This is a genomic window from Gammaproteobacteria bacterium (assembly GCA_037388465.1).
In the GTDB taxonomy this organism is placed as follows: Bacteria; Pseudomonadota; Gammaproteobacteria; order SpSt-1174; family SpSt-1174; genus JARRKE01.
Genome location: JARRKE010000031.1, coordinates 1 through 21,619, shown reverse-complemented (window position 1 = coordinate 21,619; position 21,619 = coordinate 1). Strand labels below are relative to the sequence as shown.

The following is a 21,619-nucleotide window of genomic DNA, read 5'->3' as shown; positions in this document are numbered from 1 at the left end:
GAAAGGCTCAAATCCCCCGTCCGCTGTGGTTTGTGGATAAAGGCGGACAAATCCGAAACAGCGGAAAATGCGGACAAGATAGACCACGATTGTCCTAAGCTGGGTCAGATTGACCCAGGCGGTCGTCCCCGTATAAAAGCCGTCCTCCGGCATGACTGGCTCCGCGACCCTGCGGTTTACCGGAACGTTTTTTGCACCGGGTTTACAGGATGCAGACGTCGAGACAGGAAGGGTTCATGCCGGAGACACAGCCGCACGATTCGCAACTCATCGACCGCTTCGGTCGTCAAATCACTTACCTGCGTATTTCGGTCACCGACCGCTGCGACTATCGCTGCGTCTATTGCATGGACGAAACCATGCGGTTCATGCCGCGCGCCCAGCTGCTGACCCTGGAGGAAACCGCCGAGATCGCACGCGCCTTTTGCCGCCTCGGCGTCGGCAAGATCCGCATCACGGGCGGCGAGCCGCTGGTGCGCCGCAATGTCCTGTCGCTGTTCGAGGCATTGGGACGAATCGGCAACCTGAAGGAACTGACCCTCACGACCAACGGCTCCCAGCTTGCGCGTTATGCCCGCGACCTGAAGGCTGCCGGCGTGAACCGCATCAACATGAGCCTGGACACGCTGGATCCGGAACGTTTTCGCGCCATTACCCGTACCGGCGAGCTGGAGCAGACGCTCGCCGGGCTCGACGCCGCCCTGGAGGCCGGTTTCGAGCGAGTCAAACTGAATACGGTGGTGATGCGCAACCGCAACCACGACGAGGTCGGCGACCTCACGCGCTTCGCCGCCGAACGCGGCCTCGACATCTGCTTTATCGAGGAGATGCCGCTGGGCAGCATCGGCGACCACGACCGAGACGAACTGTATTGCTCCAGCGACGAGGTCCTGCATCTGCTGGAAACGGATTTCGAACTGATTCCCACCACCGAATCGACCGGCGGTCCGGCGCGGTATTACCGGCTCGCCGGCACTTCGTCGCGCGTCGGTTTCATTTCGCCGCACAGCCATAATTTCTGCGCCAGCTGCAATCGCGTGCGCCTCACGGCCGAAGGCCGGTTGCTGCTGTGTCTGGGCCAGGAACATTCCATGGATCTCAAACGCGTATTGAGAAGCCATCCCGGCGAACCGCAGCGCCTGGAACAATCAATCCTCGATGCCATGGCCATCAAACCCAAGGGGCACGACTTCGACCTGCATGGTCAGCCCGTCATCCTGAGACACATGAACGTGACCGGGGGGTAACCCATGAATACAGCTTCATACAGGCCTCAACTCAGCGCGGCCGGACTCGCCGCCACGCGCACGGCCGAGGTCATGGACGAATACGGTGAGCTGCGCGAAGTGCAGCTCACCGGTGAGCGACCGCTCACCCTGTATGTCGACAAACGCGAGGTGGTCACGCTGATGACGCTGGGCGGCCAGCCCGAGCTGCTGGCTCTGGGCTATCTGCGCAATCAGGGTTTCGTCCGCGACCTGGCGGCCATCGAAAGCGTGCAGGTCGACTGGGACGTCGACTCTGTCGCGATAACCACCCGCGCCGGCATCAACGACTGGGAGGAAAAGCTTTCCACCCGCACGGTGACCACCGGCTGCGGCCAGGGAACGGTTTTCGGCCGCATGATGGATCATCTCGACGGGCTGCAGGTCACGCCGCCGGTCATCAGCCAGGGGCGGCTTTACGCCCTGCTCACCGCGCTCGCCGATCACAACGCCATTTACCGCCAGGCCGGTGCGGTCCATGCGTGCGCGCTGTGCCGCGACGATCAGGTGTTGAGCTTCGTGGAGGACGTCGGACGCCACAACGCGGCCGACGCCATCGCCGGCCACATGTGGCTGGAGGACATCGACGGCCAGGACAAGATCTTCTACACCACGGGGCGGCTGACCTCTGAGATGGTGATCAAGGTCGCCCAGATGGGCGTGCCCATCCTGCTGTCGCGCTCCGGCGTGACGCAGATGGGCCTGGACATCGCACGCCGCATCGGCGTGGTATTGATCGCCCGCGCCAAGGGCCGGCATTTTCTCGTGTACAACGGCGCCAGCCATGTTGAACTCGACGCGCGTCCGCCGGAACGACCGGGCGTGCATCTGGAGGCTGCACAATGAGCACCGTGCCGCGTGATGTTCCATCTTTCATGAGCGTCCGCCAGGTCGCCGAATACCTCAACATCAACGAAAAGAAAATCTACGCCCTGGTCTCGGAGGGCAAGATTCCGGGCACCAAGATCACCGGCAAGTGGACCTTTCCGCGCGAACTGGTCGACCGTTGGATGCTGGAGTCGAGCCACGGTGGGCTGCTGACCGACCGTCTGGTGGTGGCCGGCAGCGACGACCCCCTGCTCTACCGGCTGGTCATCGCCCTGGCGGCGCGTATCCAGGCCCACGGACTGGTCAGTTACACCCCCACGGGCACGCGTCTCGGCCTCGCCCTGCTCAATGCGCACCGCGCCGACGTGTGCGGCATCCACTGGGGGCCGAGCGATGAAAGCCATCTGCGACATCCCGCGCTGATCTCGCAGTATCCGATGCATCGCAACTGGGTGCTGATTCACGGTTTTCAGCGCGAACAGGGACTGATCGTCTCGCCCAGGCAGATGCAGGAGAGCACGCAGGTCGAGTCGCTGCTGTCGCAGCCGCTGCGCTGGGCCATGCGTCAGGAGGGCGCGGGTGCGCAGCGCTTTTTGCTCGAGACCCTGTCGCGTTACGGCGTGGACGCGAATCAGCTGAAGGCGACCGGCACGGCCGGTTCCGAACGGGAGGCGGCCGCGCAGGTCGCCATGGGCCAGGCGGACATCGCCCCGGGCGCGCGCTCGGTAGCCAGCGAATACGGGCTGGGATTCGTATCCACCGGCTGGGAGTCGTTCGACTTCGCGCTCAACCACGGCATTTATTTCCGGCGCCTGTTCCAGCAACTGCTGGAAACGCTCAAGGCGCCGGAAACCCGTGCACTGGCCGAAGAGCTCGGCGGCTACAACCTGGACCGGGCCGGACAGCTGGTCTGGAGCCACGAGGAGTAAACGCGATGCCTTCGCTGTTGCGCATCATCCAGCTCGACGACTCCGACCAGCGCGTTTACGATCCGCCGGCTCAGCCGGGCGAATGGGCGGTGCCGGGCTCGTTCAGTTTCTGGGATGCCGATCCCGAATCGATGGACGGGCCGGAACTGCAGGCCTTCGCGCACGGATTTCTGGGCACGCTCAGTTTCGGCCGCGGTACGCTGGTGCAGATCGCGGAGATCTCCGCCGAAGAGCTGGAAGAGGTCACCCGCAGGCTCGCCGCCTATCTGGTCGAATATCACGGGGCGCCGGATCTGGAAGCCGCCCTGCCCGCGGCACGCGAGGAAATCGCCTTTGCCGAGAGTCTGTGCGACCATCCCCGCGACACCCTGCTCGGCGTGGAGCGCACCGTGGAAGGCCTGAATATGGTGGAATCCTTCAAGACCATCGAAGCGCCGAGCGAGATCGACCACAGCCAGGTGCGTGTCTGGAAAGCCGTCGAGGAAAACGCGCCGTGACCCAGGCCGGCCGTACCGGCAAACATCGCACCGGTCACCGCCCTCCCCGCTGGATACCGCCCCTGTTTCAGGTCACGGGCAGTCCGTCCCTGCACGAATCGGAGCGCAGTCAAATCACCGCCGTCGTGCTGGCCGGCGGCCAGGGCAGCCGCATGGGCGGCGTGGACAAGGGACTGACCCGGCTCGACGGCCAACCGATGGTGTCTCATGTGCTGCATCGGCTGGCACCGCAGACGGGCCGGCTGCTCATCAACGCCAACCGCAACCGGACGGCCTACGCCGCGCTGGGGTATCCTGTCCTCGGCGACCGGCTCGACGGCTATCAGGGACCGCTGGCCGGCATCGCCTGCGCCCTGGCGCAGATCGAAACGCCCCTGCTGTTGACCGCCCCTTGCGACACGCCGTTGCTGCCGGACGATCTCGCCCTGCGGCTGTTTCGCGGCATGCAGGCCGGACAGGCCGAGATCGCCGTCGCCTTCGACGGCGAGCGCGTACACCCGGTGTGCGCGTTGCTGCGACGTGAACTGGCGCCGTCGCTGGATGAATACCTGAACGGGGGCGGACGTAAAATCGATCTGTGGTATGCGCAGCATGCGACCGTCGGGGTCGATTTTTCCGACCGGCCCGACGCCTTTTTGAACGTCAACTCGCCGGAAGAACAGGCGGCACTGGAACAGCGCCTGCAGACCGGGGACCCGGCCCCGCCGAAGGGAGCGGCACGATGAAGCACGACACCGTACAGCGCCAGCCGAGCTGCCAGTCCGACGTGGACGATTCGATGTCCTTCGAGCAGGCGCGCGAGCGCATTCTGAACGCCATCGCCCCGATCACCGCGCGCCAGCGCCTGGCGCTGCGGGACGCGCTCGGCCGCATCCTGGCCGAAGACATCATCAGCCCGCTGGACGTGCCGCCGGCCACGAATTCGGCCATGGACGGTTATGCGGTGATCGCAGAAGACCTGCCGGCAACGGGCACCGCACGCCTGCGCATCGCGGGCCAGGCGCTGGCGGGCCAGCCCTACGGGGGGCAAGTCGCGCGCGGCGAATGCATCCGCATCATGACCGGCGCGGTCATGCCCGAAGGCGCCGACAGCGTCGTCATTCAGGAGGATGTCTCGCTCGACGGTGAACAGATCGTCGTCGGGACGGGGCATCGCGCCGGACAGAACATCCGCCTCGCCGGTGAGGATCTGGCGCGGGGCGCGGTGGCCCTGGCCCGCGGCCACCGGATCAAACCGGCCGATCTCGGCCTGCTGGCCTCACTGGGCTTCGCGGAGGTGGACGTCTATCGCCGCCCGCGCGTGGCCTTTCTTTCCACCGGCGACGAACTGCGCGGCGTCGGCACCCCACTGGCCGCGGGCGAGATCTACGACAGCAACCGCTACACCCTGTTCGGCGCGCTGGAGCGGCTGGGCATAGAGGTGCACGACATGGGCGTCGTCCCCGACGAACCGGGCGCGCTGGAAGCGGCGTTCCGGCAGGCGGCGCGACGCAACGACGTGGTCATCAGCACGGGCGGCGTATCGGTGGGGGAAGCCGACCATACCCGCGTGATACTCGATCGCCTGGGCAAGGTGGCCTTCTGGCGCATCGCCATCCGCCCGGGACGGCCTTTGGCCTTCGGGCATATCGACAACGCGCTGTTTTTCGGGCTGCCCGGCAATCCGGTGGCCGTCATGGTGACCTTCTACCAGCTGGCGCAACCCGCCCTGCTGCGGTTGGCCGGCGCCGCGTCGATCACCCGCCGCCGCTTCCGCGTCAAAGCCCTCGAGGCCCTGCGCAAGCGGCCGGGGCGTACCGAGTTTCAGCGCGGCCGGCTGGAAACCGGACCCGACGGCACCCTGGGCGTGCGGCTTACCGGCGCACAGGGCTCCGGCATCCTGCGCTCCATGAGCGTGGGCGACTGCTTCGTGGTCCTGGAGGACGAACGGGGGCCGGTCAAGGCCGGGGAATGGGTCGAGGTCGAACCCTTCGACTGCTTTACCTGAACGGCCGGCTAACCGGCCTCGGCGCCGTCCGCCGCCGTTTCGATATACGCCAGTGCCTTTTCCAGCCGCGCCAGTGAACGTTCCCGTCCGATCAGGGTAAGCGTCTCGTCGATGGGCGGTGATACCGTCGCGCCGGTCAGCGCCACGCGCAGCGGCTGGGCGACCTTGCCGAGCTTGAGCTCCAACGCCTCCGACACCTTGATCACCTCCGCATGCAGCGGTTCGGGACGCCAGTCGTCCACCGCCTGCAGCGCTTCGTACAGCCCCTTCAATACGGGCAGGCTGTCGGCGCCCAGATGCTTCCTGGCGGCCTTTTCATCGTAGCCGCGCGGTTCCTCGTAAAAGAAACGGCTGTTGGAGGCCATCTCCACCAGCGTCTTGGCGCGCTCGCGCTGTGAAACGACGACCGATTCGAGTTCGGGGCCGCTGTCCACGTCGATTTCCTGCTGCCCCATGTGCCAGCTCAGATGGCGTGCGACATGCTCGGGCGCGCAGTTCTTCATGTAGTGCTGGTTCAGCCACAGCAGCTTGCCGGTATTGAAGCTGGAGGCCGATTTGTTCACGTCCTCGATGTCGAACAGTTCGATCATCTCGTCGAGGGCGAACACCTCCTGATCGCCGTGCGACCAGCCCAGGCGCACCAGGTAGTTGATCACGGCCTCGGGCAGGTAGCCCTGCTCGCGGTATTCCATCACGCTCATCGCACCGTGCCGCTTGGACAGGCGCTTGCCGTCGTCGCCCAGGATCATCGGAACGTGCGCGTACTTGGGCGGCTCCGCGCCCAGGGCGCGCAGGATGTTGATCTGGCGCGGGGTGTTGTTGATATGGTCGTCGCCGCGGATCACGTGGGTGATGTCCATGTCCATGTCATCCACCACCACGGTCAGGTTGTAGGTGGGCGAGCCGTCGGAACGCATGATGATGAGATCGTCCAGCTCGGTGTTGTCGAAGGCGATCTTGCCGCGGATCATGTCGTCGACCACGACCTGGCCGTCGAGCGGATTCTTGAACCGCACCACCGGCTTCACGCCGGCCGGCGGCGTGCCCGTGAAGTCGCGGTAGCGCCCGTCGTAACGGGGTTTTTCGCCGCGCGCCATCTGATCGTTGCGCAGCGCGTCCAGCTCTTCCTTGCTGGTATAGCAATAATAGGCCTTGCCCTCGTCCAGTAACCGCTGCACGACCTCGCGGTAACGGTCGAAGCGCTGGGTCTGATAAAACGGGCCTTCGTCGTATTCCAGTCCCAGCCAGGTCATGCCTTCCAGGATGGCGTTCACCGATTCCGCCGTGGACCGCTCCAGGTCGGTATCCTCGATTCGCAGCACGAACTGTCCGCCGTGACGACGCGCGAACAGCCAGGAAAACAGCGCCGTGCGGGCACCGCCGATGTGCAGATAACCGGTCGGACTGGGAGCGAAACGGGTACGTACCTTCATGGATGGAAAACTCGTGGAATCGGGGCGGGGCATCTTACCAAAGCGCCTGCGGCTATGCAGTCCGGTGGGTGTAAAAATGCGGCGTCAGCGGGTCTGGATGAGCATCGCATTCCCCTCGCGCTGGAGGTGGAAGTGCGACAGGAACGACATCCCGAGCAGCGGCTGCGAGGGTTCGTTGCCGGGCATGACCACGGCCGTCACATGATGGCGGGTCAGGCCGCCGACGGTCACGGTGTTCAGCGTGACCCGATAGGCGTGAACGATGTTGCTGGCGGTCTGGGCCAGCGTAAGCTGACCGCTCATGTTCACGTCGATGCCGAGCCGGCTGGCGTCGGCGCTGTTCAGTGTGACCACGTTGGCGCCGGTGTCGACCAGGAAATTCACCGGCTGGCCGTTGATCGCACCCACGGTGGTATACAGGCCGCTGGGATCGCGATAGGCGCGCGCGGTTTCGGTCTTTTGCTGTGCGAAATCGACGCCGACGCGGTTGTCGAGGCGCAGCACGCGTTTTTCGCCGTTCAGCTCCACCACGGCGCGGCTGCTGCTGGCCTCGATCAGGCGCAGCCCTTCCGGCGTGGATTCCCCTTCCGACAACACGTAACGCTGGCCGTTGACCATCATGACCGCCTTGCCGCTGAACAGGCCGACCACGCGCACGTGCACCGGCGCCGCCAGCGTCGATACGGGCGACAGCAAAACGCACAGCAACAGGGTCTTCAGGAAGCGGTTCATCGGGATGCCCGGCATGTCGGCTGAATGCAGATCATAACGGCCGCACACCGCGGCATCCAGCGTGTTCAATCCTTCCGGAAATGCTCGTAGCCCGGGCTGGTAAGCCCCAGCAGCTCGCCGTCGGGCAGATAGCAGCGCAGGCCTTCACGGGGCTCGATTTCGCCGATGCGGTGAACGGCGGGTTCCAGCCCGGCAAGTGTTTTTTGCAGCGCCGCTTCGCGATCCCGCGGCACGGTGAACAGCAGTTCGTAGTCGTCGCCCGCAGACAGCGGCAGCGCCCACAGGTCGGTGTCGAGCAGGACCAGTTCGGCCAGGCCGTGTTCCAGCGGCACGCCGGCCAGCTGCAGGGTGGCGCCGCCACCGCTTTGTTCGAGGATATGCCCCAGGTCGGCCTGCAAACCGTCGGAGATATCGATCGCGCTGCTCGCAATACCGCGCAGCGCCCTGCCCAGCGTGAGCCGCGGCTCGGGATAGTCCAGCCGCCGTTGGGCGGCCTGTCTCATCGCGGGCGCAATATTGAAGTCGGTGTGCATCTCGGCCAGCGCCAGCCCCGCTCCGCCCAGCGTGCCGCTGACATAAATGCCGTCGCCGGGACGCGCACCGTCGCGGCGCAGCGCCTGTCCGACCGGCACCTCGCCCATGGCGGTGACCGTGATGCTGAGCGGCCCCTGGGTGGTGTCGCCCCCCACCAGGGCGACGCCGTGGCGGTCCGCCAGTGTCCGGAAACCGCTGCTGAAGCCCTCCAGCCAGGCCGCGTTCTCCTCCGGCAGGGTCAGGGCCAGCGTCACCCAGCGCGCCTCGGCGCCCATGGCGGCCAGGTCGCTCAGGTTCACGGCCAGCGCCTTGTGGCCCAGGGCTTCGGGAGACACCTCGGGCTGAAAGTGCACGCCCGCCACCAGCGTATCGCAGGTCACCACCAGAGACTGGCCGGGCGTGGTCTCGAGCAGGGCGGCGTCGTCGCCCACCCCGAGCAGCACGTTGCCCGGCAGGGTCGACGGAGTGAAATAACGGCGGATCAGATCGAATTCAGGCACGGCGGACAGTGAGGGGATGGCCGTCGGCGGGACCCGGTCATCCGCCGTCGCGTTCCTCGTGGGGACGCAGATCCCTGGACAGCTGGTCGAGCAGGCCGTTGACGAAACGGTAGCTTTGCTCGGCGCCGAACTTCTTGGCCAGGCCGACGGCCTCGTTGATGACCACGCGATAGGGTACGTCGATGCGGAACTTGAGTTCGTAGCCGGCGATGCGCAGCAAGGCACGCTCCACCGGGTCGATCTGGTGCACCTTCATGCTGCTGTAGGGCGTCAGCAGGGCGTCGATCTCCTCGACATGGGCGATCACCTCGCACAGCAGTTCGCGGAAATAATCCTGGTCGGCGTTGCTGATGTCCTGATCCTCGACGAACTGCCCGAAGATCTCCTGGCAGGACTGGGCCGTCATCTGCCATTGATACAACGCCTGCATCGCCAGGCGCCGCGCCTGGCGCCTGGCATGCATGGAAGGTGGCTGCGACATGTCGGGGTGTGGCCTCAGCCCTTCAGCTTGCGGTTCAGGCTGACCATTTCCATGGCCGCGACGGCGGCATCCGCGCCCTTGTTGCCGGCCTTGGTGCCGGCACGCTCGATGGCCTGCTCGATGGTGTCGGTGGTCAGCACGCCGAAGATCACCGGCAGCGAGGCCTCCAGGGCGACGCGGGCGAGCCCCTTGGCGCATTCGCCGGCCACGTAATCGAAGTGCGGCGTACCGCCGCGGATGACGGCGCCCAGGGCGATTACCGCGTCATAGCGCTTGCCGTGGGCCATGGTCTGAACCACGGGGGGCAGCTCGAAGGCGCCCGGCACGCGGACCACCTCGATCTGCTCGTCCTTCACCCCATGCCGGCGCAGCACGTCCAGCGCGCCAGCCAGCAGGTTCTCGACGATGAAGCCGTTGAATCGGGCCACCGCGATGCCGAAACGGGCGTCGCCCGCGTTGAAATCGCCCTCGATGGTCTTGATCTCGCTCATGGACAGCCTCTGCAATTATTTTTCAACAAGTTAGATTAATTATTTCAAGTTATGACTCATTTGGCGAGCCCTGACCGTCCGCCGCTTATTCGTGCACGTAATCCACCACTTCGAGCCCGAATCCGCCCAGGCCGTGGAAGCGCTTGGGCGCGCTCATCACCCGCATCTTGGTCACGCCCAGGTCGGCCAGGATCTGGGCCCCGATGCCGTGGGTGCGCAGATCCACCGGACTCTCGCCGCCGGACGACGCGGCCCCGCCGAAGGCCCGCATCTGGTCCAGAATGCTGCGCGGGGTCTGCGGACTGCGCAGGATCACTGCCACCCCGCTGCCCTCCTCCGCGATACGGCGCATGGCGTCGCGCAGCGGCCAGCCGCAATACGAACTGGTCAGGGGCAGGATATCGCACAGATCGTGCTGGATGTGAACACGCACCAGGGCCGGGCTGTCGCCGATCTCACCGTGCACCAGCGCCAGATGAATGCCCCGGTCGATGATGTCCTGATAGGCGATCAGCCGGAAGGTGCCGAATTCGGTGTCCACCTCGGTCTCTTCCATGCGCTCGACGGTGGCCTCGTTCTGGATCCGGTAGCGGATCAGGTCCTCGATGCTGCCGATCTTGAGGCCGTGCTCCCGGGCCATGATTTCCAGGTCGGGACGGCGCGCCATGGTGCCGTCCTCGTTGAGGATCTCCACGATCGCCGCCGCCGGCTCGAAACCGGCGAGCCGCGCCAGGTCGACCCCGGCCTCCGTGTGCCCCGCCCGCGTCAGCACGCCGCCGGGCTGTGCCATCAGCGGGAAGATATGGCCGGGCTGGACGATATCGGCCGGCGTGGCATTGGGCGCCACCGCGGTGCGCACCGTAAGCGCGCGGTCGTAGGCCGAGATGCCGGTGGTCACGCCTTCGGCCGCCTCGACCGACACCGTGAAATTCGTGCCGTGGGCGTCGTTGGTGCTGGTGACCATCAGCGGCAGGTTGAGCTGGCGGCAGCGTTCACGCGTCATCGGCAGGCAGATGAGGCCGCGGCCGTAGCGGGCCATGAAATTGATATCCTCGGGACGCACCATTGAGGCGACCATGAGCAGATCGCCCTCGTTCTCTCGATCCTCGTCATCCACGATGATGACCATGCGCCCGGCGCGCAGGTCTTCGAGAATATCTTCTATCGGGCTGAGTGGCATGCGGACCTCGCGATCAGATAAAGCCGTGCTGTTGCAAAAAGCTGCGGGTGATGCCGCCCTCTTTGGCGGCCTCTTCACCGAGCAATAGACGCTCGAGGTAACGAGCGATGATATCCACCTCCAGGTTGACCCTGGAGCCCGACTGCAGCTCGTCCAGGGTGGTCTCCTGCAGGGTGTGCGGAACGATGTTGAGCATGAAGCGTGCGCCGTTCACCTCGTTGACCGTGAGGCTCACGCCGTCGACCGTGATCGAGCCCTTGGCGGCGATGTAGCGCGCCAGCTCGTCCGGGGCCTTGAGCTCGAAACGCACCGCCCGACCTTCGTCGTAGCGGCGCAGCACCTCGCCGACGCCGTCCACGTGTCCGCTGACCAGATGTCCGCCCAGGTGCGTCTGCGGGGTCAGCGCCTTTTCCAGGTTCACGCGCCCGCCCTCGCCCAGGTCGCCCAGCTTGGAGGAAGCCAGCGTTTCGGCGGAGACGTCGGCGGCAAAGCTGTTTGCATCGCAGGCGACGGCGGTCAGGCACACGCCGCTGACCGCAATGCTGTCGCCCACCGCCACGTCGGTCATGTCGAGCTTGCCAGTTTCGATGTGCAGGCGGCTGTCCGCGCCGCGCCGGTCGATACCGGCGATGCGTCCCACCGACTGGATGATGCCCGTGAACATGTCAGTTATCTCCTTCCAGCTCGATGCACTCACAGGTCATCGGCAGAGCCGTGGCGGTATTGAACTCCGCGCCGGCCTCGATGGCCGCGCGGGCGATCGCCTCGGCCGAATCCAGCCGGTCGTACAGGGCGTGCATGGCGCCGAGCGCGAATTCAGCCCCCGCGCCGATGGCCCAGAACCGGGTGTATTCGAATACCTCGCGCAGCGCGCACACGCCGAACAGGCCGTGCCGGTTCATCAGCAGCGCATCGATGCGGCTCGATTCATAGGGGTCGTCGTCCTCGTCCTTCGGGTTGAGGTAGTACTTGTCCTTGAGGACCTGGTGCAGCTCCCGGAACGAGTCGAAGATCGCCTTGCGACTGTCGAAGCGGTATTCGCAGGTGTCCGTCAGCAGGCTTTCGATCACCAGCTGGTGGGCGGCGCTGCCGACGATGCCGATGCTGTTGCCCGCGAAGCGGTGGATCTTGTCATGGCCGCGTTCGTAGGCCGCGGGCTGCCGGACCTCGCCGTAGGTGGTCAGGCTGTCCGCCGCCATGCAGGCCTGGCGTCCTTTGCGTACGACAACGATCGTAGACATGGTCAGTTCTTGATGTTCGGTGTTGCGGTAATGCGCCAGTCGTCTCCGACGGCGCGTATGTCCTGAATCCTGAGCGCGATGCGATCCTGCATGCGTTCGATCAGCGGCAAGTGAAACAGCCCCCGCCCACCGTCGCCCATCAGGTGCGGCGCCAGGTAGATTACCAGTTCGTCCACCAGTCCCGCCTGCACGAAGGCGCCCGAAAGATGCGCGCCGGCCTCCACGTGCACCTCGTTGACCTCGCGCCGCGCCAGGTCTTGCAGCACGGCGGCGAGATCCAGCGCATCCTCGGCGCCCGGGGTCTCGACCACCCCGGCGCCGGCCGCGGCCAGCGCGTCGGCCGCCTGCGCATACTCGGGGCGGGTGTAGACCAGGGTCGTGCCGGGCAGGCTCAGGATTTTCGCCTCCGGCCCCATCACGGGACGCGGATCCAGCACCACCCGCAGGGGCTGACGCACCTCGCCCGCATGGTCCAGTTCCGCCGCCGACAGGCGCACGTTCAGCGAGGGGTCATCCGCCAGCACGGTGCCGCTACCGGTCAGCACCGCCGAACTCTGGGCGCGCAGACGCTGCACATCCCGACGCGCCGCCTCGCCGGTGATCCACTGACTTTCGCCGGAAGCCAGCGCCGTGCGGCCGTCCAGGCTGGCGGCGAGCTTCACCCGCACCCAGGGTCGCCCGCTTTCCATGCGTTTGCAAAATCCCGGATTCAAAGCGCGGGCCTGCGCTTCGAGCACACCGGCCCGGGTCGCGATGCCCGCGGCCTGCAGCCGTTCCAGCCCTTCGCCGGCAACCCGGGGATTGGGATCGCGCATGCCGACCACCACCCGCGCCACGCCGGCCGCCACCAGGGCGTCGGCACAGGGCGGCGTACGTCCATGGTGACTGCAGGGTTCCAGCGTGACGTACGCCGTACCGCCCCTGGCCCGGTCACCGGCGGCCTGCAGGGCGTGAATCTCGGCATGCGGTTCGCCGGTGCGTTCGTGAAATCCCTCACCCACGATGTCGCCGTTGTTCACGATCACGCAGCCGACCCGTGGATTGGGATGGGTGGTATACCAGCCGCGCCGCGCCAGCTCCAGGGCGCGGGCCATGTAACGCAGATCGTCGTTGGCGGAGCTATTCATGGGCGGGGCGGCCTGAACCGTTGGCAAACGCCGGGTCGATGACGAACCAGGACGGGATTCAGTCCTTGGCCTCTTCTTCGTCGATAAGCGGAATCTGGTTGCGCCTTTCTTCGGGGGTGGGCTCGCGCTCCAGATGCTCGATGGCCTCGCGGAAGGCATCCACATCCTCGAAGCTCATGTACACCGAGGCGAAGCGGATATAACCGACCTGGTCGAGCTTGCGCAGCTCGTCCATCACCCACTCGCCGATAAGGCGCGAGGCGATTTCACGCTCCCCGCTGGCCAGCAGGCGGCGCTTGATGTGGGTAATGGCCTCTTCCACCCGCTCCGTTTCCACCGCGCGCTTTTCCAGGGCATGCAGCATGCCGGCGCGCAGCTTGTCCTCCTTGAAGGGCTCGCGGGTGCCGTCGCGCTTGACGACCCGCGGCAGATTCAGCTCCGCCGCCTCGTAGGTCGTGAAGCGCTCGCCGCATCCCTCGCATTCGCGGCGGCGGCGCACCTGGTCACCGTCGCTCGCGAGACGCGAGTCGATCACACGGGTATCGGGATGCGAGCAGAACGGGCAACGCATGATTCAGACCGGATCGTTACGCTCCGTACACCGGCCGGCGGGCGCAGAGTTCCGCCACCTGCCCGCGCACGCGGTCGATGACCTCGGCGTTGCCCAGGTCGTCCAGGATGTCGCACATCCAGCCGGCCAGGTCGACGCATTCCTGCTCGGTGAAACCACGCGTGGTCACCGCGGGTGTGCCGAGACGCAGGCCGCTGGTCACGAAGGGCTTTTGCGGATCGTTGGGGACCGCGTTCTTGTTGACGGTGATATGGGCCTGACCGAGGGCCTCCTCCGCATCCTTGCCGGTCAGTCCCCTGGCGATCAGGCTGACGAGGAACAGATGGTTTTCGGTACCACCGGACACCACGTCGTAGCCGCGGTCCATGAAGACCTTGGCCATGGCCTTGGCGTTGACCACCACCTGGCCCTGGTAATCGGTAAAGCCGGGCTCCATGGCCTCCTTGAAGGCCACGGCCTTGGCGGCGATGACGTGCATCAGCGGGCCACCCTGGGTGCCGGGGAACACCATCGACTGCAGCTTTTTCTCGACCTCGGGATTGGACTTGGCGAGGATGATGCCGCCGCGCGGGCCGCGCAGGGTCTTGTGGGTGGTCGAGGTGGTGACGTCGGCGATCTGGGTCGGATTGGGATAGTGACCCGTCGCAATCAGGCCGGCCACGTGCGCCATGTCCACCATCAGATAGGCACCGACCTTGTCGGCGATTTCGCGGAAACGCTGCCAGTCCACCACCTGCGAATAGGCGGAGAAGCCGGCCACGATCATCTTGGGCTTGTGCTCGACGGCCAGACGCTCGACTTCGTCGTAGTCGATGAGGCCGGTATCCTGGTCGATGCCGTACTGCACTGCGTTGAACAGCTTGCCGGAGAAGCTGACCTTGGCGCCGTGGGTCAGATGACCGCCGTGGGCCAGACTCATGCCGAGCACGGTGTCGCCGGGCTCCAGCAGCGCGAAATACACCGCGGCGTTGGCCTGCGAACCGGAATGCGGCTGCACGTTGGCGTAATCGGCGCCGAACAGCTTTTTCACGCGGTCGATGGCGAGCTGCTCTGCCACGTCGACGTATTCACAGCCGCCGTAATAGCGCCGGCCGGGATAACCCTCGGCATACTTGTTGGTCAGCACGGAGCCCTGCGCCTCCATGACCCGGGGGCTTGCGTAGTTTTCGGAGGCGATCAGTTCGATGTGATCTTCCTGGCGGCGCGCCTCGTTCTCGATCGCCTGCCACAGCTCATCGTCATAACCCGAAATACTCATTTCAATGGAAAACATGCGTGCTCCCGAGTGCCTTGGCTGAAGTCCGAAGGAAACGGGAAATTATACATGCTTTGGGGCTTGCAGATAGCCGGAGGCACAACGGATAGGGGCCGCCCCGGCAGGAGGCGGCCCCTCGGTCAGGCTAAGACGTCGCCTTACTGCTGGGCTTTCTGGGGGGACTTCCCGGGGTCGGCCAAATGCTCCCAGATCGGATTGGGCGACCAGCCCCAGACGTTGTCTTCGAGCAGGGCGTTGTAACCCTTGTACTCGGCGGCATTGGCCCCGATCAGGCCGGTCGCGTTCTTGGAAAAACGCTTCACGATGGGCATGAGGACGGGATCCGACTTTCCGGAGAGCATGTAATCGGACAGCTTGGAAACCTGCGCCTGAGAAAGCTTGCTGCCGGCGCTGAACCCCTGGTTGGGAATCTTCGCGCTGGTGAACAGGATATGCAGCCCCTGCTTTTGATCATCGGTAAGGTGGCCGTTGTAAAAATTGGTGCGATATATCGCCGCGACGCACTTGCCGGACGTCTGGGCCTTGTAGATGCCGGGCATGCCGCCTTTGACGTTGACCATGATGGGCTGGCGCGCGGGGTCCCGGAACTGGTCGAGCACCACCAGCGAGGTCAGGTTGGGCGAGGAGATCGCGCACACACGCTTGGCGATCAACTGCTCCATAGAGGTGATCTTGGGATCCGATACCGCCACGTAGAACTGCAGGAATCCCGGCAGGCGCGCAAGAGGGACTGCATTCTGATGCGCGATACGCCAGCTTTCGAACTGCGGGCCGTCAAACACGATGTCGTATTTGCCCTTACGCATGTCGATCGAATAACTGATCCAGGTTTTGGGATGCACATAGGTGACAGGTTGTCCCAGAAGATTGCTCAAGGCCTTGGCCAGGGGACCGTAAAGTTTCTGGCCCGCTGCCGCGGACTCGCGGGGCGGCGCTGTCAGGATGAGGCTTTCTGCGGCGATCGCCGAACCAGAACAAATCAACAAAAACAACGCAATCCAGCTTCTTATGATTTTGGAAAACAAGATTAAGCTCCTATGGCCGGCTGCCGCGAATATGTAGATGTAGTAACAACCTGAATCATTCCAAATAATTCACGCACTTTGCGTGCCAGATATTCAACTGGTCAATTCTTGAACATATCGCACACGGCGGGCAAGCCCGGATTCAGCCAGCCGTGCACGGCGACATCTGCAAGAAAGCGCTTGAGCCTACCAGATTTCACGCACAAGCGGCATCAGGCCACTCGCTGTGACGGATCGAAGAGGTTTTGAACACCTCGCCATCCCTGCGCAGTGCGGTGGCCTGAAAAGACCGAGTGTCCGGTGACGCGCTCCATGTCACCGGGTGACATGTTATCCGCTCAAGTGCGTCTTGAAAAACGCCAGCGTTCTTTGCCAGGCCAGTTCGGCGCTGGCCTTGTCGTAACGCGGTGTGGAATCGTTGTGAAAGCCGTGCTTGGCCCCCGGATAAACGTAGGCCTGATAGCTTTTGCCGTATTTTTTCAACGCCGCTTCATAAGCCGGCCACTGCGCGTTGATGCGCTCGTCCAGCTCGCCGAAATGCAACAGCAACGGAGCCCGGATATGGGATACCTCGTCGAGCGGAGGTGCCGCACCGTAGAACGGCACGCCGGCATCGACCACTTCCGGCAATTCGGCGGCCAGCCTGTTCGTCACGCCGCCTCCGTAGCAAAAACCGACCACGCCCAGTTTGCCGTTGCCGTTTTCGACGTGTTTGAGGAACCTCGCCGCGGCGAAGAAATCGTTGCGCAGCTTGCCGGGGTCCATAGAGGCCTGCATGGTCCGGCCCTCGTCGTCGTTACCGGGGTAGCCGCCGAGCGGATACAGGCCATCCGGGGCAAAGGCGATGAACCCCTGCTTGGCCAGCCTGCGGGCGACGTCCTTGATGTATGGATTGAGACCGCGGTTCTCATGGATCACCAGAACCACCGGGGCGGATTTCGGCTGTGACGCCGGCGCCACCAGGTACCCTCGCCCGGTCTTGTAGCCTTGGGGAGAATCGAACGTCCGGTAGCTGGCCTTGATGTCCGGATCGTTGAAGGAGACCTGTTCCGCCAATGCGTAATCCGGCATCAGGGCATCGAACACGGCACTTACGGTGAGGCCGCCCAGGGCCAGCTTGCCGAGCCCGGCAAGAAACTGGCGGCGGTTGATCAGGCCATGGGCAAACTCGTCGTAGAGCTTGAAGGCTGCATCGGGGATATCGCTTTTATCGACCATGTCCGGACCCTCGGCCGCGATGTCAGCCCTGAGTCTAGTCCAACTGCCGGCCGGCGATGTCTGGCGGGAGCGGGCCCGAACCCGGATAATAGCCGCCATCATTCATCTCTCCATATCCCGGAAGCATGGCTCAATACATCTACACCATGAGCGGTGTCGGCAAGGTCGTCCCGCCCAAAAAACAGATCCTCAAGGACATCTCCCTCAATTTCTTTCCAGGCGCCAAGATCGGCGTGCTCGGTTACAACGGCGCGGGCAAATCCACCCTGCTGCGCATCATGGCAGGCGTGGACACCGACATCATCGGCGAGGCGCGTCCCCAGCCCGGCATCAACATCGGTTACCTCCCCCAGGAGCCCGCGCTGGACGAGACCAAGGACGTGCGCGGCAACGTGGAGGACGGCCTGGCCGAAGTGAAGAACGCCCAGGCGGAACTGGACAAGGTCTATGCCGCCTACGCGGAGCCGGATGCGGATTTCGACGCCCTGGCGGCCGAGCAGGCACGGCTGGAGAACATCCTCCAGGCCGCCGGCGGACATAACCTGGACCACAAGCTCGAGGTGGCCGCCGAGGCCCTGCGCCTGCCGCCCTGGGACGCCGACGTGAGCAAACTGTCCGGCGGTGAACGCCGCCGCGTGGCGCTGTGCCGCCTGCTGCTCTCCAGCCCCGACATGCTGATTCTGGACGAGCCCACCAACCACCTGGACGCCGAATCCGTGGCCTGGCTGGAGCGCTTCCTGCAGGAATTCCCGGGCACCGTCGTGGCCGTCACCCATGACCGCTACTTCCTCGACAACGTGGCCGGCTGGATCCTGGAACTGGACCGCGGGCATGGCATTCCCTGGGAGGGCAATTACTCCTCCTGGCTGGAACAGAAGGAAAAACGCCTGGCCCAGGAGGAAAAAAGCGAGGCGGCCCGCGTCAAGGCCATGGAGGCCGAACTCGAATGGGTGCGCTCCAATCCCAAGGGTCGGCACGCCAAGAGCAAGGCCCGCCTGAAACGTTTCGAGGAACTCTCGTCGCAGGATTACCAGCGCCGCAGCGAGACCAAGGAAATCTACATTCCGCCGGGTCCGCGCCTGGGCGACAAGGTCATCGAGGTCGACAAGATCGCCAAACGCTTCGGCGACCGCACCCTGTACGAAGACCTCAGCTTCACCATTCCGCGCGGCGCCATCGTCGGCATCATCGGTCCCAACGGGGCCGGCAAAACCACCCTGTTCCGCATGCTCATGGGCCAGGAACAGCCCGACGCGGGCGAGATCCACGTCGGCGAGACCGTCGAGGTCTCCTACGTCGACCAGAGCCGCGATGCGCTGGAAGGCGACAAGACGGTGTGGGAGGTCATTTCCGACGGGCTCGACAACATCACCGTCGGCAACTATCAGGTTGCCTCGCGCGCCTACGTGGGCCGCTTCAACTTCAAGGGTCCCGACCAGCAGAAACGCGTCAAGGACCTCTCCGGCGGCGAACGCAACCGCGTGCATCTCGCGAAGCTGCTGCGCAGCGGCGGCAACGTCCTGCTGCTCGACGAGCCGACCAACGATCTGGACGTGGAAACCCTGCGCGCACTGGAAGAGGCCCTGCTCGACTTCCCCGGCAGCGCGGTGGTCATTTCGCACGATCGCTGGTTCCTGGACCGCATCGCCACCCACATCCTCGCCTTCGAGGACAACGGCGAGGTGGTGTTCTTCGACGGCAACTACAGCGACTACGAGGAAGACCGCCACCAGCGCCTGGGCGCCGAGGCCGACCAGCCGCACCGCCTGAAATACACTCGCCTGGCGAACTGATTCGCCGCGACAGCTAAGGACAGGACATGGAAACGGCACCGGCAGAACAACTCTTCCAGGCCCGCGCCGTGCTCGTCGGCGAGCGCATCGACATGCGCGCGATCGAGAGCCTGGAGCGCCTGGGCAGCAATCCCCTGGTGGTGCCGGCCTCGGGCAACGGCAGGACGGTGCTGTTCCGCTACGGCGTGGTGGTGTTTTTCGACGTCCCGCCCATGGAACAGGCTTCGTTCCTCGAACAGCTGCGTCCCTTCGTGCGCGAACCGCAGGAACCGCCGGAGACCGAGACCCTGCAGGTGCGCATCGTGCCCGGCGAGCAGCATCGCCTGACCCAGGACCAGCTCACGCTGGGTGACGACCGTGTGCAAAGCCTGCAGACCGTCGCCGACATACTGGCCAAGAGCGTCATGCTGGCGAAATACGAACGCAGCATCAGCCAGACCTTCGACCGCATCGAACCCATGGCGGCCGATCTCAGCCGCACCGGCCGCGGCAAATTCCACGGCCGGCGCCTGGCGCAATATATCGGCGATACTCTGATGGCCATGCAGCGCATGGTCGGCCGCGTGGAAGTCAGTGAAAAACCGGAACTGCTCTGGGAACACCCGGAACTCGAAGGCCTGTATCTGCGGCTGGAGGACGATTACGAAATCCGCGAGCGTCACCGTGCGCTGGAACGCAAGATCGACGTCATCGCCCGTACCGCGGAAACCCTGCTCGACCTGCTGCAGACCAAGCAAAGCCACCGTGTCGAGTGGTACATCACGCTGCTGATCGTGGTCGAAATACTCCTGTCCCTATACGAAATGTTCATACGCCCGCACCATGGCTGACGAATCCTCATTCCCGCTGCTGACCCGCTTCCTGGAACGCGCCGAACGCGTGCTGGAACGCGCCGAGCGCCTGCTGCCGCCGCCCGCCGGCGAAACCGACTGGAGCGCGAGCGCCTACCGCTGGCGCCATCCCGGCTTCCTGCAGCCCGTGCATCATCCGCATCATATCGACCCGGCCGACCTGCTCGGCATCGAACGCCAAAAGGCATTGCTGTCGCGCAACACCGCGCAGTTCGTCAAAGGGCTGCCGGCCAACAACGTGCTGCTGTGGGGCTCGCGCGGCACCGGCAAGTCCTCGCTGATCAAGGCCATGCTGCACACCTACGCCAGCGAAGGACTGCGCCTGATCGAGGTGGAAGCGCACGACCTCATCGACCTGCCGGATATTGTCTCACCGCTATACGACCGTCCCGAGCGTTACATCATCTTCTCCGACGATCTGTCGTTTGAAAGCGGCGACGCCAGCTACAAGGCACTCAAGGCCGTACTCGACGGCTCGGTCGCCCGTTCACCCGACAATGTGCTGATCTACGCCACCTCCAACCGCCGCCACCTGTTGCCGGAATACCAGCGCGAAAACCAGGAAGCGCGCCTGGTCGAAGGCGAGATTCATCATGGGGAAGCGGTGGAGGAAAAGATTTCCCTGTCCGAACGTTTCGGCCTCTGGCTGTCGTTCCATCCCTTCAGCCAGGAGCAATACCTGGATGCAACGGAACACTGGATCGAAGAACTGGGAGACAGCGTGGTATTCGACGAAGAAGCCCGCCAGGAGGCGCTGCGCTTCGCCTTGTCGCGCGGCTCGCGCAGCGGGCGAGTTGCCTATCAGTTCGCGCAGGATTGGGTGGGAAGGCAGGGATTAAGTCAGTAACGGCTTAGGCAAAGCGGGATGGCCTCCACGACCATTCCCGCCCTACCCTCAAACGCCCGTCAGCATCCGGGCGGGGCCGCCAAATCAGGAAATGAAATAAGCCGTACGTGCATGCAGGGCGGTGTCGTACATCCCCGCCACACCGCAGACATCCAACGGCACTACCCACTCGTCCTCATCGAATCCCATCAGCCCGAGCGATGGTGCGCAGACCTGGAAATGCACACCGGCCTCCACGGCCAGTTCGATCTGCTCTTCCAGGGACGACATCTCACCTTTCATCATATAGTTGAAGAATTTTCGCCCCAGGCCGCCGAAGGCCATCTTCGATGGTGCAAGGTCACGGGCGCTGCCGGGCAGCATCAGGTTGATCAACTTGTGGGTGAACTTCTTGCCCTTGAGCTTGGTACCCTTCTTGATCACGCTGCAGCCCCAGAAAGTGAAGAACATCGTCACCTCCATACCCATCGCCACGGCACCATTGGCCATCATAAAGGCGGCCATCGCCTTGTCGAAATCATTCGAGAGCAGAATGATAGAGACCTTGTCCTCCGGCACACGTTCGCGAAGTTCGGCCAGTTCATGCTCCAGCGCCTCAAGACGATTCAGGTAATTGTCTTCCCGCGGCAGAGCTTCGATGACTGCGCTATTCGACATACAGTGCTCCTTTGTTATAGTCGGTGCGTTATCTACGTCGTTTATTTAAGTCGCGCGCGATAGAGACGGCAAATCAAAAAATTTAGTTAGTTAGGCTAACAAACAAAGGCTGACCAAACAGGTAATGAGCGAACTCAACCTGATTGAACTACTCAA

Annotated in this window: 23 protein-coding genes; 9 read left to right on the top strand and 14 right to left on the bottom strand. The window is 64.3% G+C overall.

Annotated features, from left to right (window positions below; translation table 11 throughout):
* Positions 1-236 precede the first annotated feature (236 nt).
* The 6 genes from moaA to P8Y64_08090 all read left to right on the top strand — a co-directional run bounded on the left by moaA (position 237) and on the right by P8Y64_08090 (position 5,506).
* Positions 237-1,247: a GTP 3',8-cyclase MoaA gene (gene moaA, locus P8Y64_08115; GenBank protein MEJ2060437.1), complete on the top strand. Its 1,011-nt coding sequence runs from the start codon at positions 237-239 to the stop codon at positions 1,245-1,247.
* A gap of 3 nt (positions 1,248-1,250) precedes the next feature.
* Positions 1,251-2,111 (top strand): formate dehydrogenase accessory sulfurtransferase FdhD, encoded by an 861-nt coding sequence (locus P8Y64_08110; GenBank protein MEJ2060436.1) that lies wholly within the window; start codon positions 1,251-1,253, stop codon positions 2,109-2,111.
* Positions 2,112-2,140: 29 nt separating this feature from the next.
* On the top strand, positions 2,141-3,022 hold the full coding sequence (locus P8Y64_08105; GenBank protein ID MEJ2060435.1) for a helix-turn-helix transcriptional regulator: 882 nt from the start codon (positions 2,141-2,143) through the stop codon (positions 3,020-3,022).
* Between the two features lie 5 nt (positions 3,023-3,027).
* Positions 3,028-3,519 (top strand): DUF6505 family protein, encoded by a 492-nt coding sequence (locus P8Y64_08100; GenBank protein MEJ2060434.1) that lies wholly within the window; start codon positions 3,028-3,030, stop codon positions 3,517-3,519.
* Between the two features lie 89 nt (positions 3,520-3,608).
* Positions 3,609-4,244, top strand: a complete 636-nt coding sequence (gene mobA, locus P8Y64_08095) for a molybdenum cofactor guanylyltransferase MobA (GenBank protein ID MEJ2060433.1) — start codon at positions 3,609-3,611, stop codon at positions 4,242-4,244.
* Complete coding sequence (locus P8Y64_08090) at positions 4,241-5,506, top strand: molybdopterin-binding protein (protein ID MEJ2060432.1); 1,266 nt, start codon at positions 4,241-4,243, stop codon at positions 5,504-5,506. Before mobA ends, P8Y64_08090 begins: the two co-directional genes overlap by 4 nt.
* A gap of 8 nt (positions 5,507-5,514) precedes the next feature.
* Here P8Y64_08090 and gltX read toward each other — a convergent pair whose 3' ends face one another.
* The 13 genes from gltX to P8Y64_08025 form a co-directional block, all read right to left on the bottom strand.
* Complete coding sequence (gene gltX / locus P8Y64_08085; protein ID MEJ2060431.1) at positions 5,515-6,939, bottom strand: glutamate--tRNA ligase; 1,425 nt, start codon at positions 6,937-6,939, stop codon at positions 5,515-5,517.
* A gap of 84 nt (positions 6,940-7,023) precedes the next feature.
* The gene (locus tag P8Y64_08080; protein ID MEJ2060430.1) at positions 7,024-7,740 is read right to left on the bottom strand and encodes a TIGR02281 family clan AA aspartic protease; all 717 of its coding nucleotides are present in this window, start codon (positions 7,738-7,740) and stop codon (positions 7,024-7,026) included.
* On the bottom strand, positions 7,737-8,705 hold the full coding sequence (thiL, locus tag P8Y64_08075) for a thiamine-phosphate kinase (protein MEJ2060429.1): 969 nt from the start codon (positions 8,703-8,705) through the stop codon (positions 7,737-7,739). Before thiL ends, P8Y64_08080 begins: the two co-directional genes overlap by 4 nt.
* Positions 8,706-8,742: 37 nt before the next feature.
* A complete protein-coding gene (gene nusB / locus P8Y64_08070) occupies positions 8,743-9,168 on the bottom strand; it encodes a transcription antitermination factor NusB (GenBank protein MEJ2060428.1) in 426 nt (141 codons plus the stop codon).
* Positions 9,169-9,200: 32 nt separating this feature from the next.
* On the bottom strand, positions 9,201-9,677 hold the full coding sequence (gene ribE / locus P8Y64_08065; GenBank protein MEJ2060427.1) for a 6,7-dimethyl-8-ribityllumazine synthase: 477 nt from the start codon (positions 9,675-9,677) through the stop codon (positions 9,201-9,203).
* An 85-nt stretch (positions 9,678-9,762) separates the two neighbouring features.
* Positions 9,763-10,857, bottom strand: a complete 1,095-nt coding sequence (ribBA, locus tag P8Y64_08060; GenBank protein ID MEJ2060426.1) for a bifunctional 3,4-dihydroxy-2-butanone-4-phosphate synthase/GTP cyclohydrolase II — start codon at positions 10,855-10,857, stop codon at positions 9,763-9,765.
* 13 nt (positions 10,858-10,870) lie between these two features.
* Positions 10,871-11,521 (bottom strand): riboflavin synthase, encoded by a 651-nt coding sequence (locus tag P8Y64_08055; GenBank protein MEJ2060425.1) that lies wholly within the window; start codon positions 11,519-11,521, stop codon positions 10,871-10,873.
* Position 11,522: 1 nt separating this feature from the next.
* The gene (locus tag P8Y64_08050; GenBank protein ID MEJ2060424.1) at positions 11,523-12,098 is read right to left on the bottom strand and encodes an MFS transporter; all 576 of its coding nucleotides are present in this window, start codon (positions 12,096-12,098) and stop codon (positions 11,523-11,525) included.
* A 2-nt stretch (positions 12,099-12,100) separates the two neighbouring features.
* The gene (gene ribD / locus P8Y64_08045) at positions 12,101-13,225 is read right to left on the bottom strand and encodes a bifunctional diaminohydroxyphosphoribosylaminopyrimidine deaminase/5-amino-6-(5-phosphoribosylamino)uracil reductase RibD (protein ID MEJ2060423.1); all 1,125 of its coding nucleotides are present in this window, start codon (positions 13,223-13,225) and stop codon (positions 12,101-12,103) included.
* Positions 13,226-13,283: 58 nt separating this feature from the next.
* Positions 13,284-13,796, bottom strand: a complete 513-nt coding sequence (nrdR, locus tag P8Y64_08040; GenBank protein ID MEJ2060422.1) for a transcriptional regulator NrdR — start codon at positions 13,794-13,796, stop codon at positions 13,284-13,286.
* 16 nt (positions 13,797-13,812) lie between these two features.
* The gene (glyA, locus tag P8Y64_08035) at positions 13,813-15,069 is read right to left on the bottom strand and encodes a serine hydroxymethyltransferase (protein ID MEJ2060421.1); all 1,257 of its coding nucleotides are present in this window, start codon (positions 15,067-15,069) and stop codon (positions 13,813-13,815) included.
* 140 nt (positions 15,070-15,209) lie between these two features.
* Positions 15,210-16,097 (bottom strand): PhnD/SsuA/transferrin family substrate-binding protein, encoded by an 888-nt coding sequence (locus tag P8Y64_08030; GenBank protein MEJ2060420.1) that lies wholly within the window; start codon positions 16,095-16,097, stop codon positions 15,210-15,212.
* A 330-nt stretch (positions 16,098-16,427) separates the two neighbouring features.
* Positions 16,428-17,315, bottom strand: coding sequence for a dienelactone hydrolase family protein (locus tag P8Y64_08025; protein MEJ2060419.1), 888 nt, complete (start codon positions 17,313-17,315; stop codon positions 16,428-16,430).
* Between the two features lie 125 nt (positions 17,316-17,440).
* On the opposite strand from P8Y64_08025, the gene ettA reads away from it, so the two are divergent.
* The 3 genes from ettA to P8Y64_08010 are packed head-to-tail and all read left to right on the top strand — an operon-like array spanning position 17,441 to position 20,806.
* Positions 17,441-19,108 carry an energy-dependent translational throttle protein EttA gene (ettA, locus tag P8Y64_08020; GenBank protein MEJ2060418.1) on the top strand — a complete coding sequence of 556 codons (1,668 nt, stop codon included), beginning with the start codon at positions 17,441-17,443 and terminating at the stop codon, positions 19,106-19,108.
* 26 nt (positions 19,109-19,134) lie between these two features.
* Positions 19,135-19,938 carry an RMD1 family protein gene (locus P8Y64_08015; protein MEJ2060417.1) on the top strand — a complete coding sequence of 268 codons (804 nt, stop codon included), beginning with the start codon at positions 19,135-19,137 and terminating at the stop codon, positions 19,936-19,938.
* Positions 19,931-20,806, top strand: a complete 876-nt coding sequence (locus tag P8Y64_08010; protein MEJ2060416.1) for an ATP-binding protein — start codon at positions 19,931-19,933, stop codon at positions 20,804-20,806. Before P8Y64_08015 ends, P8Y64_08010 begins: the two co-directional genes overlap by 8 nt.
* 84 nt (positions 20,807-20,890) lie before the next feature.
* Here P8Y64_08010 and P8Y64_08005 read toward each other — a convergent pair whose 3' ends face one another.
* Positions 20,891-21,463 (bottom strand): DsrE/DsrF/DrsH-like family protein, encoded by a 573-nt coding sequence (locus P8Y64_08005; GenBank protein MEJ2060415.1) that lies wholly within the window; start codon positions 21,461-21,463, stop codon positions 20,891-20,893.
* Positions 21,464-21,619 lie beyond the last annotated feature (156 nt).

Excerpts from the sequence above, each read along its gene's own strand:
- P8Y64_08015 (MEJ2060417.1), top strand. The coding sequence starts at position 19,135 with ATGGAAACGGCACCGGCAGAACAACTCTTCCAGGCCCGCGCCGTGCTC.
- P8Y64_08090 (MEJ2060432.1), top strand. The coding sequence starts at position 4,241 with ATGAAGCACGACACCGTACAGCGCCAGCCGAGCTGCCAGTCCGACGTG.
- P8Y64_08100 (MEJ2060434.1), top strand. The coding sequence starts at position 3,028 with ATGCCTTCGCTGTTGCGCATCATCCAGCTCGACGACTCCGACCAGCGC.
- nrdR (MEJ2060422.1), bottom strand. The coding sequence starts at position 13,796 with ATGCGTTGCCCGTTCTGCTCGCATCCCGATACCCGTGTGATCGACTCG.
- ribD (MEJ2060423.1), bottom strand. The coding sequence starts at position 13,225 with ATGAATAGCTCCGCCAACGACGATCTGCGTTACATGGCCCGCGCCCTG.
- P8Y64_08005 (MEJ2060415.1), bottom strand. The coding sequence starts at position 21,463 with ATGTCGAATAGCGCAGTCATCGAAGCTCTGCCGCGGGAAGACAATTAC.
- P8Y64_08050 (MEJ2060424.1), bottom strand. The coding sequence starts at position 12,098 with ATGTCTACGATCGTTGTCGTACGCAAAGGACGCCAGGCCTGCATGGCG.
- glyA (MEJ2060421.1), bottom strand. The coding sequence starts at position 15,069 with ATGTTTTCCATTGAAATGAGTATTTCGGGTTATGACGATGAGCTGTGG.
- ettA (MEJ2060418.1), top strand. The coding sequence starts at position 17,441 with ATGGCTCAATACATCTACACCATGAGCGGTGTCGGCAAGGTCGTCCCG.
- gltX (MEJ2060431.1), bottom strand. The coding sequence starts at position 6,939 with ATGAAGGTACGTACCCGTTTCGCTCCCAGTCCGACCGGTTATCTGCAC.
- ribE (MEJ2060427.1), bottom strand. The coding sequence starts at position 9,677 with ATGAGCGAGATCAAGACCATCGAGGGCGATTTCAACGCGGGCGACGCC.
- moaA (MEJ2060437.1), top strand. The coding sequence starts at position 237 with ATGCCGGAGACACAGCCGCACGATTCGCAACTCATCGACCGCTTCGGT.
- ribBA (MEJ2060426.1), bottom strand. The coding sequence starts at position 10,857 with ATGCCACTCAGCCCGATAGAAGATATTCTCGAAGACCTGCGCGCCGGG.
- P8Y64_08010 (MEJ2060416.1), top strand. The coding sequence starts at position 19,931 with ATGGCTGACGAATCCTCATTCCCGCTGCTGACCCGCTTCCTGGAACGC.
- P8Y64_08105 (MEJ2060435.1), top strand. The coding sequence starts at position 2,141 with ATGAGCGTCCGCCAGGTCGCCGAATACCTCAACATCAACGAAAAGAAA.
- P8Y64_08110 (MEJ2060436.1), top strand. The coding sequence starts at position 1,251 with ATGAATACAGCTTCATACAGGCCTCAACTCAGCGCGGCCGGACTCGCC.
- P8Y64_08055 (MEJ2060425.1), bottom strand. The coding sequence starts at position 11,521 with ATGTTCACGGGCATCATCCAGTCGGTGGGACGCATCGCCGGTATCGAC.
- nusB (MEJ2060428.1), bottom strand. The coding sequence starts at position 9,168 with ATGCATGCCAGGCGCCAGGCGCGGCGCCTGGCGATGCAGGCGTTGTAT.
- P8Y64_08025 (MEJ2060419.1), bottom strand. The coding sequence starts at position 17,315 with ATGGTCGATAAAAGCGATATCCCCGATGCAGCCTTCAAGCTCTACGAC.